The 13,733-nt window shown below is 63.8% G+C and carries 12 protein-coding genes; 7 read left to right on the top strand and 5 right to left on the bottom strand.

What is annotated here, in order from left to right; genetic code table 11:
• Positions 1-59: 59 nt before the first annotated feature.
• The 5 genes from QNO18_RS04235 to QNO18_RS04255 all read right to left on the bottom strand — a co-directional run bounded on the left by QNO18_RS04235 (position 60) and on the right by QNO18_RS04255 (position 6,983).
• Positions 60-1,403, bottom strand: a complete 1,344-nt coding sequence (locus QNO18_RS04235; RefSeq protein WP_283176673.1) for a sugar ABC transporter substrate-binding protein — start codon at positions 1,401-1,403, stop codon at positions 60-62.
• A gap of 109 nt (positions 1,404-1,512) precedes the next feature.
• Entirely contained in the window at positions 1,513-2,850 is a 1,338-nt protein-coding gene (locus QNO18_RS04240) for a sugar ABC transporter substrate-binding protein (protein WP_283176674.1), read from the bottom strand.
• A 31-nt stretch (positions 2,851-2,881) separates the two neighbouring features.
• A complete protein-coding gene (locus QNO18_RS04245; RefSeq protein ID WP_283176675.1) occupies positions 2,882-4,285 on the bottom strand; it encodes an NtaA/DmoA family FMN-dependent monooxygenase in 1,404 nt (467 codons plus the stop codon).
• A gap of 11 nt (positions 4,286-4,296) precedes the next feature.
• Positions 4,297-5,295 carry an ABC transporter permease gene (locus tag QNO18_RS04250; RefSeq protein ID WP_283176676.1) on the bottom strand — a complete coding sequence of 333 codons (999 nt, stop codon included), beginning with the start codon at positions 5,293-5,295 and terminating at the stop codon, positions 4,297-4,299.
• A complete protein-coding gene (locus tag QNO18_RS04255; protein ID WP_283176677.1) occupies positions 5,292-6,983 on the bottom strand; it encodes a sugar ABC transporter ATP-binding protein in 1,692 nt (563 codons plus the stop codon). The genes QNO18_RS04250 and QNO18_RS04255 overlap by 4 nt, the downstream gene beginning before the upstream one ends.
• A gap of 506 nt (positions 6,984-7,489) precedes the next feature.
• Between QNO18_RS04255 and QNO18_RS04260 the strand changes: the two genes are divergently transcribed.
• The 7 genes from QNO18_RS04260 to QNO18_RS04290 are packed head-to-tail and all read left to right on the top strand — an operon-like array spanning position 7,490 to position 13,730.
• Entirely contained in the window at positions 7,490-8,830 is a 1,341-nt protein-coding gene (locus QNO18_RS04260; protein WP_283176678.1) for a sugar ABC transporter substrate-binding protein, read from the top strand.
• Between the two features lie 21 nt (positions 8,831-8,851).
• A complete protein-coding gene (locus QNO18_RS04265; RefSeq protein WP_283176679.1) occupies positions 8,852-9,205 on the top strand; it encodes an FAD/NAD(P)-binding protein in 354 nt (117 codons plus the stop codon).
• Positions 9,148-10,260, top strand: a complete 1,113-nt coding sequence (locus tag QNO18_RS04270; protein ID WP_283176680.1) for an FAD/NAD(P)-binding protein — start codon at positions 9,148-9,150, stop codon at positions 10,258-10,260. Before QNO18_RS04265 ends, QNO18_RS04270 begins: the two co-directional genes overlap by 58 nt.
• Positions 10,247-11,512: an acyl-CoA dehydrogenase family protein gene (locus tag QNO18_RS04275; RefSeq protein ID WP_283176681.1), complete on the top strand. Its 1,266-nt coding sequence runs from the start codon at positions 10,247-10,249 to the stop codon at positions 11,510-11,512. Before QNO18_RS04270 ends, QNO18_RS04275 begins: the two co-directional genes overlap by 14 nt.
• Positions 11,513-11,524: 12 nt before the next feature.
• Entirely contained in the window at positions 11,525-12,382 is an 858-nt protein-coding gene (locus QNO18_RS04280; protein WP_283176682.1) for an oxidoreductase, read from the top strand.
• Positions 12,379-13,371, top strand: a complete 993-nt coding sequence (locus QNO18_RS04285; protein ID WP_283176683.1) for an NtaA/DmoA family FMN-dependent monooxygenase — start codon at positions 12,379-12,381, stop codon at positions 13,369-13,371. The genes QNO18_RS04280 and QNO18_RS04285 overlap by 4 nt, the downstream gene beginning before the upstream one ends.
• Complete coding sequence (locus QNO18_RS04290; RefSeq protein WP_283176684.1) at positions 13,368-13,730, top strand: hypothetical protein; 363 nt, start codon at positions 13,368-13,370, stop codon at positions 13,728-13,730. Before QNO18_RS04285 ends, QNO18_RS04290 begins: the two co-directional genes overlap by 4 nt.
• The last annotated feature ends 3 nt before the right edge of the window (positions 13,731-13,733 follow it).

A 13,733-nucleotide genomic window follows, 5' to 3' on the forward strand; every position in this document is an offset into this window, starting at 1 on the left:
CTCCTTTTGCTCTGTTCTGCCGGGGCGGGATCCTGCCCGCAGCCCGGGCCTCTGGCGGTTCAGGCCGATTTGTTCGGCGAAGGCCCGTCGAATTTGATCTTGTTGCGCGCGGCATAATCCTCGCGAACCGCGTCGAACTCGCCCTTCGCCTTTGCCTCGGCGAGAGGCGCGGGCAGGCTCCAGCCTTCGGGGCGCGGATAGCCTTTCCAGATCTCTTCGGTCTCGGCGGGGTAGACATAGGCCTGGGGATCCCAGTCATCCGGGTTCAGGACGCGCGAGAATTTGCGGAAATCAAAGGGGTCAACGCCGTTATTGTCGACATAACGCTCGACATAGGCATCGACATTGTCCTTCGTCACCACGGTCGGTTTCCAGAACAGCTGACGTTCTGCCGCGCGCGGTTTCCAGCCATTCGCCACATCATAAAGCCAGCTGGTCAGGAAGGCGCCGGTGAAGACCGGGCTGTTGCCGCTGGTCGAGGTCTGCAGCCCCTCCTGGATTGCCTTTGCCCCGAGCGAGGTGCCATCTGCCCCGCCGACGAAGAAGTCCTCGCCCGGCCTGAGCCCGGCATTCCTGAGCGCGGTCAGCGCCCCCTGGGCCTCGTCATCGTTCTGCGCGACGATCCCCCTCAGCTTGCCGTTGCGGGTCAGAAGATCCTCGGTTGCACGCAGGGATTCCTCGCGCAGCCATTTGCCCGGCAGCTCGTCGGTCTGGCGGATATTCGGGAATTCCTCCAGCGCGAGATTGCGGCCTGCATTGCGCGAGATTTCGCACCAGTTGCCGGGGGTGCCGGTCAGCGCCGCGACCTCGCCCTCGCCGAATTTGTCGGTCACGGCCTGATAGACCGCGCGGGCAACGCCGCGATGGGCCTCGTCCTCATGCGGGTTCAGATAGACGGTGAAGTAGTCGCCAACATCAAAGGGGGTGAACCAGGGCACGCTGTCCCAGATCGCGGCGAAAAAGGTCTGGTTGTCTTCGGCAAACTGCCCGGCGCGGCGCAAAGCCGATCCGTCGAGGATGTTGAAGAACCCGCCGATCGCCTGTTCGGTGCCCAACTGTTCAAACTGCGAAAGCTGCCGCCCGGAATCGATCTGGCCGTCGAAAAAGCTGTAATTCAGCCCAAGCGCAGATGCCGCTTTTTCAGCGCCGAGGCTGACGAGCTGATTATATTCGGTGCTGGCGCTCCAGGCCAGATAGGCCACTTTGTTCGACCCCGAGGCCACCGCGACATTGGGCATGCCAAGTGCCGCCGCCGCCGCACTGGCCGCCACACCGGCCGAGGCGAGCGACAGGAAATCGCGGCGCGAGACGCCACTGGTATCAAGCCGCTCCATATGGCGGTCGATGATCTTTTTCTGCGTGAAATCGGGCAGATGCCGGGGGTTAAAGCTTTTGCGGACCATGATGGCCTCCGTGAGGGTGCAACCGGCCACATCGCGCCGCGACCTGCGGGCGAAGGGCCTGGAAAAAGCGGGGCGGGGAGACCCGGCCCGTAACGGGCCGGGATGGGGGTCAGGCCTTGTTCGGCGAAGGCCCGTCATATTTGATTTTGTAGTGTTCGGCATATTCCGCCGCGACTGCAGCACTTTCGCCATTCTCGCGCGCGGCGACATAGGCGGCGGGGTATTCATACCCCTCGGGCTTGTCGATCCCGGCGAAGTTATTGTCGATATCCAGCGGATAGACCTCGTTCTGCGGATCCCAGTCTTCCGGGTGCAGCACTTTCGACATGCGTTTGTAATCAAACGGTTCGACATCGCCATTGTCGACATAGCGTTCGATCCAGCCGTCGATGTTCGACTGATCCAGTGTCACGGTATGCCAGTTCAGCAGCCGTTCCGGCGCGCGCGGCACCCAGCCATTCAGCACGTCATAAATCCGGGTGGTGAAAAGGGCCGCCGCAAAGGCGCCGGTATTGCCTTTGGTTGCCAGAAGTTCGCCGCTCTTGACCGCTTTTGAGCCGAGCCCGGTGCCCGAGGTGCCAACGACCAGGACATCCTCGCCCGGGCGCAGACCGGCGGCCTTCAGCGCCGCGATGGAGCCAAGTGCGATATCGTCGTCCTGGGTCACGATGCCGACGACATTGGGGTTGCGGGTCAGCAGATCTTCGGTCGCCTTCAGCGCATCTTCGCGGTTCCACAAACCCGGAAGCTCATCAACCAGCTTCGTTTTCGGGAACTTCTCGAAAGCCTGATCGCGGCCCCGGTTGCGTTGCAGCTCCAGCAGGCTGCCTTTCGATCCGGTCACGCCGATGATATCGCCGCCGCCGAATTTCTCGGTGACTTCTGCCAGCAGCACTTCGGTGATTTCGCGATGCGCCGTGACCTCTTCGGAAACCGCGAAAAGGGTGTAATATTCATCGGCGTCAAAGGGCGTGAACCAGGGCAGGCTGTCCCAGACATTGGCGACATAGATCTTGTTTTGCGAGGCGACGCGCGAGATCCCCTTGATTGCGCTGCCATCCGCCAGGTTGAAGATCACGCCATTGGTGCCGCCGGCGACCTGGCTCTCGAACTGGTTATATTGCTTTTCACCATCAAGCGAGCTGTCGAAGGAGCTGTAATTCAGCCCGAGGACCTCACCCGCCTTTTTCGCGGTGCGGTCAAAGGTCTGGTTCCATTCATTGATCAGGAAGCCGGTGAGATAGGCGAATTTGCCGTTTTCCGAGGCAATCGCGGTGGCGGGCAGGCCGAGATAAGCCGCCCCTGCCGCTGCCGCAGCACTTGCCGAGGCAAAGGACAGGAAATCGCGCCGCGACACGCCGCTGGTGTCGAGCCGCTCCATATGGGCGTCGATCACCTTGCGGCTGGTGAAGTCGGGCATCCGACGGGCGAGGTCTTTGAAGTTCATAGCGTAGTGCCTTGGCTCAGGTTGGTAAAAGTTACTCTGCGGGGACGGGCGCGGCTTTTGCGACGGGCGCTGCGGATGTCGCAAACGCACCGCGATAGCGGCTGGCCGGGTGGCGGGTGTTGACGCGGGCGCCCTCGCCGAGGATTTTTTCGCGATAGGTGCCGGGGGCGTAGTCGCGCTGCGCGAGGCCGCGTTTTTGCAGCTCCGGCACCACATGTTCGGCAAATTCCAGGAACGACGCCGGCAGGCGGTGATAGCTGACATTGACGCCGTCAATCCCGGCCTCCTGCCAGACTTCCAGCGCATCGGCGATGCTTTCCGGCGTGCCGATGATATTACCGGCTTTGGCATAGACCTGGCCCAGATCGCGCACTTTCGGGATGACGCCGGGGTTCGAATCCTCAAAGGCCCGCACCACGCCCTGAACGCCCTCAATCTCCAGCTCTTTCACCGGGCGTTCGGGATCCAGCACGCCCAGATCAATGCCCAGATCGCGGCTGAGATGGGCGAGGTAACCATCGAGGCTGACATCCTCGGCAATGTCACGCGCCTTGCGTGCCGCCTCTTCCTCGGTCGAGCCGATGATGAAGCTCATGCCCTGGATATATTTCAGATCGCCGATCTTGCGCCCGGCCTCGACCAGATAGCGGTTGGTTTCCTCGATCTGGCGGCGCGCGCCTTCGGGCTTTTGTGCGACGATATAGGTGCCCTCGGCATTCCTTGCCGCAAAAGCGCGGCCAGCGGTCGAGGACCCGGCCTGGAACAGCAGCGGCACCCGCTGCGGCGAGGGTTGCGACAGATGGGGCCCAAGCACCTTGTAGCGTTTGCCCTCATGATGGATGCGGTGGATTTTCGCCGGATCGGCGTAGCGGTTGCCTTTCTTATCGGCCAGCACCGCGCCCTCGTCCCAGGAGCCTTCCCAGAGCTTATAGACCACGTCGATATATTCATCGGCCCAGGCGTAACGCTCATCATGTTTGACAATGCGGTCGAGCCCGAAATTCTGCGCGGCGTTATGGCTGACCGAGGTCACGAGGTTCCAGCCGATCCGCCCTTTTGAGAGGTGATCCAGCGTCGAGATCTTGCGGGCAAAATTGAACGGATGTTCCTGCAGGATCGACGAGGTCAGCGTGAGCCCCAGCTGATCCGTCGCGCCCACCAGCGCGGCAATCAGCGCGCCGGAATCATTGATCGGGATCTGCACGGCCTCTTCGATATAGGTCTCCCACCCGCCCTTATAGGCCGGGTCGACCCCGATGATATCGGCGGAAAAGAGGGCGTCGAATTTCGCGGCCTCCAGCGCTTTTGCCAGCGTGGTCCAGGTGTTCAGATCGTTGAATTCGGTTTGCAGCGTATCATCGCGGCGCCAGAGGCCGTGATGGATATGCGAGACGGAATTCATCACGAACCCGTTGAGGATAAGACGTTTGGTCATGGGGATTTGCCTTATTTGATGACCTGATCGGCGCCGGATTTGCGGCTGACCAGAACGGCAGCGATGACGACGAGGCCCTTGATGATCATCTGCAGGAATTGCGAGACGCCCATCAGATTGAGGCCATTGTCGAGGATCGCGATGATGAGAACGCCGATCAGCGTGCGGTGAACGCCCCCGACACCACCGGCCAGCGAGGTGCCGCCGACCACGATGGCGGCAAGGCTGTTCAGCAAAAGATCCGAGCCCAGCGATGGCCCCGCCGCGCCAAGCCGCGCGACCGCCAGGATCGCACCAAAGCCCGCCAGCAGCCCTGACAGCGCGAAGGCGTAAAGCTTGTACCGCTCCACCGGGACGCCGGCGGTGCGCGCAACCTGTTCGCCGCCGCCGATCAGATACATATAGCGGCCAAAGCGGGTGCGGCTCCCGATGACGACCAGCACCACCCAGGCGAGGATCGCCCAGAGCGCGATATTCGGCAGGCGCGGGATCCATTGCCCGATCGAGATATTCTCCAGCCCCGGCGCGTTGAACTGGATGGCGCGGCCATCAAGCAGCGTCAGTGCGATGCCGGAGAACACCGAAAGCGTGCCGAGGGTGACGATGAAAGACGGGATCTTGCCGCGGGTATAGATCAGCCCGTTCACCAGCCCGAGGCCCGCGCCCACAAGGGCGGCAAAGGGGATCACCAGCCAGCCGATGTTCAGCGCATTCAGCACCGAGACCGAGACCGCGCCCACCAGCAGCACAATCGCGCCGACCGAGAGGTCAATCGACCCCATCAGCACAATGAAGGTCGCGCCAAGGCAGACGATCAGCAGCGTCGCCGCCTGGCCGCTCACAGCCGAGAAATTGCGCAAAGTGGCGAAGCTGTCGGTGGCAAAGCTGAAGAAGACGAACAGCGCCAGCACGACCCCGATGGGGAACCAGAGCGAGGTCTCGACCTTTGCAAAAAGGCCGGTGAGGGGCGAGAGGAAGGTGCGGCCTTCCGGATGCGGGGCGGTGGTCATTCTGCGGCTTCCAGCTGTGTTTCAGGTGCGGCGGTTTTGGCGTCAGGGGCAGGGGCGGCCACGGGTTGCGCCGGGGGCGCGGCCTGGCCGGGATCGCTCAGCATCAGGCCGACAAGGGTCTGTTCCGAGGGTTTGTCATCGGCGGGGGCAGGCACGTCGGCCACCACGCCACCATGTTGCAGGATCAGGATGCGGTTCGAGAGGCCGATCAGTTCCAGCAGCTCATCGGTGATCAGGATGATCGCGACGCCCTGATCGGTCAGGTCGCGCAAGACGCGGTAGATTTCCTGTTTCGCCCCGGCATCGACCCCGCGGGTCGGGTTGTCGAGGATCAGCACATCGGGCTTGCGCTCCAGCCAGCGGGCCAGCACCACCTTTTGCTGATTGCCGCCCGAGAGCCGCGACATGGCAAGGTCCGGCGTCGCCGAACGGATCGCCAGCGTGTCGATATGGCTGCGGACCGCACGGCGCTCTTTCCGGCCGCGCCAGATCCCGAAGCGGTTCGAGAACAGATCGCCGCCGCTGCCGGTCGAGAAATTCCAGGCGGTGGGGAAGCTTGCGATGATGCCATCTGCGAGACGCTCGGCGGGGATATAGCCGAGGCCTTCGCGGGTGGCGCGGCCGATTTCGGGGCGGCGGAACGGGCGCGCGCCAAGTGCGACCTCGCCGGCAAGCGGGCGGATCACGCCGGCAATCGATTTGCCCAGCCGCGATTTCCCGGAATCGAGAAGGCCACCAATGCCGAGGATCTCGCCCGGGCGGATCTCCAGGCTGACCTCGGGCCCGTCGGCCAGCACCCGCAGCCCTTTCGCACGCAGCGCAGGGCTGGCGGGCAGGGCGGTTTGCTGCCGGTTCTCGTAATAATAGTCAGTGGCGCGTTCGCGCCCGACCATGAAACCATGCAGCCGGTGCTCGTCGGTTTCCTGCGGCGTGACGCGGGTGACCATCTCGCCATCTTTCAGCACATAGATCACATCCGAGATCTCCAGCACCTCGGTCAGCCGGTGCGAGACGAAGAGAAGCGAGCCATATTGCCGGATCTTGCGCACCAGATTGAAAAAGCTTTCCTCATCGCGCCGGTCCAGCGCCGAGGTCGGCTCGTCCAGCAGCACCAGAGGTTCCGTGACCCCGCGCAGAAGTTTCGGCGTCAGGCAGGCGCGGGCGATCTCGATGGATTGTCGGGTCGAGAAATCATAATCGCCGGTCTTGCGACGGACATCGACATCCAGCCCCGCCTCCTGAACGATTTCCCGCGCGGCGCGGATCATCGCATCACGGTCAACCCATTGGCCGAACCGGGTGAATCGCGCCTCTTCACCCAAAAGCAGGTTTTCATAGACCGGCACATTCTGGACGAGGGATTGTTCCTGAAAGACGCGGGTGATGCCCTGCGCCACCGCCGCGCGGTGGCTCGGCGGGCTAAAAGGGGCGCCGGCGAGGTGCAGCGTGCCATGATCGGGCGCAGTCAGGCCCGAAAGGATGTTGAATATGGTCGATTTCCCGGCGCCATTCTCTCCCACAAGGGTCACCACCGATCGGCGCGGCACGTCAAAAGAGACGTCCGAAATCACCTGCACGGGGCCATAGGATTTCGAAAGGTTGCGCACTTCCAGCAGGTTGCCGCCAGTGTGTGCCGCGTCCCCCGGCCTCTGCGCCGGGATGGAGTTCCATTCTGATCTGGATGACATTTCGCCTGTTCCGGGATGGATGCGACGAGCCTCTCTTTGCCCGGGGACAAAAAGTCTGGCTCGCCACCGGCCACGGACCTCCGCAGCCTCATTCCGGTGAATATAGGCAGATCAGAGAGTAAGTGTTTCCAAACAAACCCCGTTTGCGGCAATGCAGCATTCTTAAATCACGATTCTTACAGGCGATATTTTCTCTGCCTCGCCTGTCAGGTGCATTTTGCTGAAATTACGGATCGATTCTGAGAGATTATTGCCCACAGATCCGAGGGGTGGCGCGTGGCTATTTCCTGCAGGTGCAGAATATTTTTCGCCTTAAGTGGTGTCGAACAGATCATATCTTCTGTTGAGCGCATTCCTTCCAATTCGACCCGGCTAATTGGCAAGAATTGCCCGGATCGACGCCTAGAATGATAAAGATATGACTGTGCCCTTCGTGTCATCTGTTCCGGCGCCAGGCCCCTGACCACAAGCGTTGCGGGAGGCCGGCATCAGATGCGGAGATATCCATGAAATTCCTGAAACAGGCCGGCGGATGGTTTTCGCCCGATGATACTGCGGCGGTTGACGGTCACCTTGACCGGCTCGACACGAAAGGTGTCTCGCGGCGCGATCTGCTGGCGCTCGGGTCGGCGGGGCTGGCGGCGACCGCTTTCGCCGGGATCAGCGGCCTGCCGAATGTGGCGCTTGCCTCGGCGGATGGCAAACTGGCCTATCTGGCCTGGACCAGCCGGGTCGAATTCATGATCCAGGCGAGCCGCGCGACCGAAGCCGCCACCCGTGAGCTTGGCTTTTCCTACAGCTATCTCGACGGGCAGATGAGCAGCCAGACCCAGCTGGACCAGGCTGAGCAGCAGCTGGGCCTTGGCGTGAATGCGATCATCCTGCATGCGCCCGATGGCAGTGCAGTGCGGCGGATCGCGGAATATTCGGCGCAGAACAAGACCTATTTCTCGAATGTCTGGGCGACGTTACCCTGGCTGACCCCCTTCGATGTCAGTGATTACTACACGCTCTATGCCGTGCCCGAAGAGTTCACGGCCCATGGCGCGGTGACGCGGATCCTGCTTGATGAGGTGACAAAGCGCTTTGGCGGCGGCAAGATTATCGGGGTGACCGGGGTGCCCGGGTTCTCGACCGATACGGTGCGCAGCCGGGGTCGCGACGCGGCCTTTGCCGATTTCCCCAAAACCACGCTTGCCGACCAGCTGCCGGGCCTCTTCAACCGCGAAGATTCGCTCAAGGCCGCCCAGGACCTGCTGACCCGCCACCCCGATATAAGGGGCGTCGTGGCGCAGAATGACGATGTGGCGATGGGGGTGATCGCGGCGCTGCGCGCAGCCGGACTGGTGCCGGGCGAGGATGTTCTGGTGGTTGCCGCTGATGGCACGGCCGAGGGGCTGCTGGCGGTAAAAAGCGGGCAGTTGTTGGCCACTTCGGCCAATTCCCCGGCCTATCAGGCGGGCCTTTTCACCTCGCGGCTTTATGATGTTCTGAATGGCTGGCAACCCCGCGCCTCCGAGCGGATGCAAAACTGGAAATCTCTGATCGTTACGGCGGAAAACGTCGACGGCTATATCGCGCGCCATGTCGAAAATGGCGATGTCTTGCCCTTTGATTATCGCCGGATGTCGAAAGTTCTTCACCCGGAAGACTGGGATCCCCAGGCACAGGTGACTCCGCTTGATATTGACCATGAATGGAACGGGTTTGAGAAACCTCCGGGCTGGGATTATCCGGCGCCTTATAGAGCCGCCAGAGAGAATGGCGAATGGGAGGCGGTGACGGCGCAATATGCCGAACATTACCGGATTCCATTCGAAGGCCCGTCGCCTTTCGCGAAATCCTGATCATGGCTGATGATTTCAGCCATGAATAGCCAGGCGACAACGGCGGTACTCGTGATCGGCGATGGGCTCTCCGGGGCGCTCGTGGCGGCGGCTTTGCTGCGCCAGGGCGCCGCCGTGATCCTGATCGGCGAGAATGGCCGGCCGGGGCAGGGCACTGCCTATGCCGCGGGTGCGGATATCCATCAGGCCAACGGTCCGGCCTCGGCGCTGAGCGCTGACCCTGCTGACCCGGATCATTTCAGCCGCTGGCTGGAGCACCGCTATGCCGGTGGTCCGATCCCCGGGGCGGGCCGCAGGCACGGGCGGCGGATGTCTTTGTGCCGCGCTGGCTCTACGGGCGTTATGCCGCTTCGATCCTGGAGGCGGCTGCGCTGAATGGGGGCCTGACCTGCATCACGGGTGAGGTCACCGACCTCTCGCCGAAGGCGGGCGGGTTCAGTGCCAGGCTGGCGGATGGGCGCGAATTTCCAGGCAGCCATGCCGTGCTGGCAACGGGGCTGCATTTTTCGCGCCCCGATGCAGGCCAGGCTGCGGGTAAAGCCATTGCCCCCTGGGACATCGCGCGGATGCGCGCGCTGCCGCCGGGGGCGGAAGTGGCGATCATCGGTTCGGGGCTGAGTATGGTCGATGCGGTGGCTTCGCTGGCAGAGGCGGGCCATCACGGCCATATCACGGTGTTTTCGCGCCACGGCCGCCGGCCAGAGCCGCGTCGGCTGGCGCCGGAATGGCCGGATTACCTCGCCGACCTGCCTGACCGCATCACCATCCGCGCGCTTTTCGCGCTGGTGGTCCGGGAATGCCGGCTCGCGCAGGCCTCGGGCGGCGACTGGCAATCGCCGCTGGATCTGGTGCGGGCCCATATCGGGCGCTGGTGGCGGGCTTCTGACCCAGGTGAAAAACGGCGCTTTCAGCGCCATGTCCGCAGCCTGTGGGAGGTCCACCATCACCGCGCCCCGCCCATCGGTTATGCCCATGTCAGTGCGGCCGCGCGTGAGGGGCGGCTGCATCAGGTCGCCTCGACCGTGCAGGGGATCAGGGAGGGCCGGGGCGTGACGATCCGCCACCGTTTGCGCGGCGGTCATGCGGTAACGGCTTCGCGCTTCGATGCGGTGATCCTCTCTGCCGGGGTGGAATATGACTGGCGGCGGATCGGCCGCCCGTTGGTTCAGAACCTGCTTGAACGCGGGCTGGTGCGACCCGGCCCGCTGTCGCTGGGGATCGACGCGGCGCCTGATGGACGGATCACCGACCGGGATGGGCGGCGCTCGCATCGGCTCTTTGCCCTTGGCCCCCCTTTGCGCGGGCTTTGGTGGGAGAGCACCGCCATCCCCGATATCGCGCGGCAAGCCGTGGAAATTGCAGAAATTATAGGGTCGGAACGGGATGCCGTCTCTGACCAGACGAAGGAGAAAGTGAATGAGCCAGATTGACCAGCTTTGGGGCGCCCCCCCTGCCGCGCAGATGGATCCTGGCAGCCGATATGAGGAGGTCGCGTCTGGCTTTCGCCCGATCCTGGCCGCGATCACCGATGCATTTGGCCGGCGCGAGCGCGAGCACAGCCTGCCGCTGGAACAGATCGCGGCGCTGAAGCAAAGCGGCTTTACCGCGACGCGGCTGCCGGTTGCAGAAGGCGGCAAGGGCCTCAGCTTTCCGGAATTCCTGAACCTGATCATCGAACTGGCCGAGGCGGATTCGAACATCGCCCAGGCGTTGCGGGTGCATTTCGGTTTTGTCGAGGATGTGCTGAACCAGCGCGATCCGGCGCGGCGCGCGCTCTGGGCCCCGCGGCTGGCGGCGGGGGATCTGGTCGGTGTCGGCTTTACCGAAATCGGCGAGGCAAAGACCGACCGTTTCTCGACCCGGCTCAGCCAGACGGCTGACGGGCTGCGGCTGACCGGCAAGAAATTCTATACCACCGGCACGCTTTACGCCGACTGGATCGACATTTCCGCCAGCGACGATCAGGGCGAGACGGTCTTTGCCTTTGTGCCCCGCACCGCGCCGGGCGTGACCGTTCTGGATGACTGGGACGGGTTCGGCCAGCGGCTTTCGGCCTCGGGCACCAGCATTTACGAGACTGTCGCAGTCGCGCCCGACAATCTCTGGCAAGGGGCCGAACGGCTGCGCTATTCGACCGCCTATTACCAGCTTTACCATCTCGCGACGCTGGTGGGCATCGGGCGGGCGCTGGTGCGCGATGCCGTGGCCGAGCTCGGGTTGCGGCGGCGCACCTTCAGCCATGCGAATGCCGCGCTGCCCCGCCATGATGCGCAGGTTCTGGCGGTGCTGGGCAAGCTCCGCGCCCAGGTCTATGCCGCCCAGGCGATCACGCTGAAAGCGGCCGAGGCGGTCGGACGCGCCTTCGCCACCCGTTTTGCCGGTGACGAGGCTGCGGAGGACGCCGCGAATATCGTGGCCGAACTGGAATCGGCCCAGGCGCAATCGGTGGTGATTGACCTGATCCTTGCCGCGACGACCTCGCTCTTTGATGCGCTGTCGGCCTCGGCCACGCGCAGCGGGCTGGGGCTCGACCGCCACTGGCGTAATGCCCGCACCCTCGCCTCGCATAATCCGCGCATCTACAAGGACCGGATCATTGGCGACTGGGCGGTGAATGGCACCACGCCGCCGCCGCAATGGATTGCCGCGATACACCCGGATGCCAAACCGGCGGTGGCATAAGGAATCAAGATTATGACATTAAAGGATAATTCTGTCTGGTTCATCACCGGCGCCTCCACTGGCTTCGGCGCGATCTTCGCCCGCCAGGCGCTTGAGACCGGGCATCGTGTGGTCGCAACCGCGCGCGACATCCGCGCGCTGGAGCCGCTGGCCGCGCGGTTTGGCGAGCGCGTTCTGCCGCTCGCGCTGGATGTGACGGATGGCCAAGCGCGCGAGGCGGCGGTCGCCGGCGCCGAAGCGCGGTTCGGGGCGATTGATGTCCTCGTGAACAATGCGGGGTTTGGCTATCTTGCGGCCCAGGAGGAAGGCCAGGACGCCGAAATCCGTCAGGTTTTCGAGGTGAATGTCTTTGCGCTCGCGGCTCTGACGCGGCTGGTTCTGCCGGGGCAGCGGGCGCGCGGCTATGGTCATATCGTCAATATCAGCTCGGTCGCCGGGCTCGCGGCGAAGCCTGGTGTCGGCTATTACGCGGCGACGAAATTCGCGGTCGAGGCGCTGTCAGAGGCGCTGTCGGAAGAGGTGGCAGAGTTCGGGATCCGGGTGCTTCTGGTCGAACCGGGGCCGTTCCGTACCGATTTCGCCGGACGCTCGATCCTCTCGGCGCCGCAGATCGCAGCCTATCATGGCCGTGTCGCGCATCAGCGTCCGGCCTCGATCCGGGCCGGCGCGGGCCAGGAAGACGGAGATCCCGAACGCGCGGTGCAACTGGTCCTGGCGCAGCTCGCGCGCGATGATGCGCCGCTGCGGCTGGCACTTGGCGCCATCGCGGTTGATCGCGCACTGGAAAAGCTGGAGCCGCTGGTGGCGGAGCTGAAGGCGCAGCGCCCCCTTTCCATCGCCGCCGACCACAAACCGGAGGGAGGCGCATGAGCCGCAAGCTGCGCCTTGGCGCCTTTCTGCCTGGCGGCGGCCAGCATGTCGCGGCCTGGCGCCACCCGGATCAGCCGCTGGACGGCGCGGTCAGTCTGGCCTTTCACCAGGAGCTCGCGGCCCTGGCCGAGCGCGGGCTGTTCGACGCCTATTTCCTTGCCGATACGCTTTCCGCCGAAATCGGCGGGCGCGAGGGCGGCAGCGCAAAGGCCGCCGGGTTCGAGCCGCTGACCCTGTTTGCGGCGCTTTCAGTCACCACGAAACATATCGGGTTCATCGCCACCGCCTCGACCAGCTATGAGGAGCCCTATCACGTCGCGCGCCGTTTCGCCTCGCTGGATATGATCTCGGGCGGGCGGGCGGCCTGGAATGTGGTGACCTCGCATGGGGACGGGCCGGCGCGGAATTTCGGCCTTGCGGCGCAATATGGCCATGACGCGCGCTATGCCCGTGCGGCCGAGCATCTCGATGTGGTCAAACAGCTCTGGGACAGCTGGGAGGATGATGCCTTCCTGCGGGATCGCGCCACGGGGGTCTATTTTGACCCGGAAAAGGTGCGACCGATCCGGCATGAGGGGGCGTTTTTCCGCGTCGAAGGCCCGCTGAATGCGCCGCGCCCGCCACAGGGCCATCCGGTGATTGTCCAGGCCGGGCAGTCAGAGACGGGCCGCGATTTTGCTGCCGCCTCGGCCGAGGTGATCTTTACCACCCAGCAGGATCTGGCTTCGGCCCAGGCGTTTTATGCCGATGTGAAGGGGCGGGCGGCGGCGCTTGGCCGGGCGTCGGATGAGATCCTGATCATGCCGGGCCTCGCGCCTTTTATCGGGGCGACAAAGGCCGAGGCCCAGGCGAAATATGACGCGCTGAATGCGCTGATCCTGCCGGAAGAGGGGATCGGGCTTCTGAATGCGTTGACCGGGGGACGCTGGATCTGTCGGGCTATCCTCTGGACGGTCCGCTGCCCGAGGCGCCCGCGACCGAGGGGATGAAAAGCCGTCAGCAGCTTTTGCGCCGTATCGCGGATGAGACCGGCTTCTCGATCCGCGAGCTTTATGCCTGGGTTGCCACCGCGCGCGGCCATCTGACGCTGATCGGAACGCCTGTCGAAATCGCCGATCTGATGGAGGAATGGCTTATCGGCAAGGGCGCGGACGGGTTCAACATTCTTCCGCCCTGGCTGCCGGGCGGGCTTGAGGATTTCGTGACGCTTGTCATCCCCGAATTGCAACGGCGCGGTATCTTCCGCCGCGAATATGAGGGGCGGAGCCTGCGCGAAAATCTCGGGTTGAAACGGCCTGCGAACCGCTGGGCTTCGGTCGGGGCTGATCCCGGTCTGGCGGCGGAATAGTCC

The sequence above is a fragment of the Gemmobacter sp. 24YEA27 genome (assembly GCF_030052995.1).
In the GTDB taxonomy this organism is placed as follows: Bacteria; Pseudomonadota; Alphaproteobacteria; order Rhodobacterales; family Rhodobacteraceae; genus Pseudogemmobacter.

Excerpts from the sequence above, each read along its gene's own strand:
- QNO18_RS04235 (WP_283176673.1), bottom strand. The coding sequence starts at position 1,403 with ATGGTCCGCAAAAGCTTTAACCCCCGGCATCTGCCCGATTTCACGCAG.
- QNO18_RS04240 (WP_283176674.1), bottom strand. The coding sequence starts at position 2,850 with ATGAACTTCAAAGACCTCGCCCGTCGGATGCCCGACTTCACCAGCCGC.
- QNO18_RS04245 (WP_283176675.1), bottom strand. The coding sequence starts at position 4,285 with ATGACCAAACGTCTTATCCTCAACGGGTTCGTGATGAATTCCGTCTCG.
- QNO18_RS04250 (WP_283176676.1), bottom strand. The coding sequence starts at position 5,295 with ATGACCACCGCCCCGCATCCGGAAGGCCGCACCTTCCTCTCGCCCCTC.
- QNO18_RS04255 (WP_283176677.1), bottom strand. The coding sequence starts at position 6,983 with ATGTCATCCAGATCAGAATGGAACTCCATCCCGGCGCAGAGGCCGGGG.
- QNO18_RS04260 (WP_283176678.1), top strand. The coding sequence starts at position 7,490 with ATGAAATTCCTGAAACAGGCCGGCGGATGGTTTTCGCCCGATGATACT.
- QNO18_RS04265 (WP_283176679.1), top strand. The coding sequence starts at position 8,852 with ATGAATAGCCAGGCGACAACGGCGGTACTCGTGATCGGCGATGGGCTC.
- QNO18_RS04275 (WP_283176681.1), top strand. The coding sequence starts at position 10,247 with ATGAGCCAGATTGACCAGCTTTGGGGCGCCCCCCCTGCCGCGCAGATG.
- QNO18_RS04280 (WP_283176682.1), top strand. The coding sequence starts at position 11,525 with ATGACATTAAAGGATAATTCTGTCTGGTTCATCACCGGCGCCTCCACT.
- QNO18_RS04285 (WP_283176683.1), top strand. The coding sequence starts at position 12,379 with ATGAGCCGCAAGCTGCGCCTTGGCGCCTTTCTGCCTGGCGGCGGCCAG.
- QNO18_RS04290 (WP_283176684.1), top strand. The coding sequence starts at position 13,368 with ATGAAAAGCCGTCAGCAGCTTTTGCGCCGTATCGCGGATGAGACCGGC.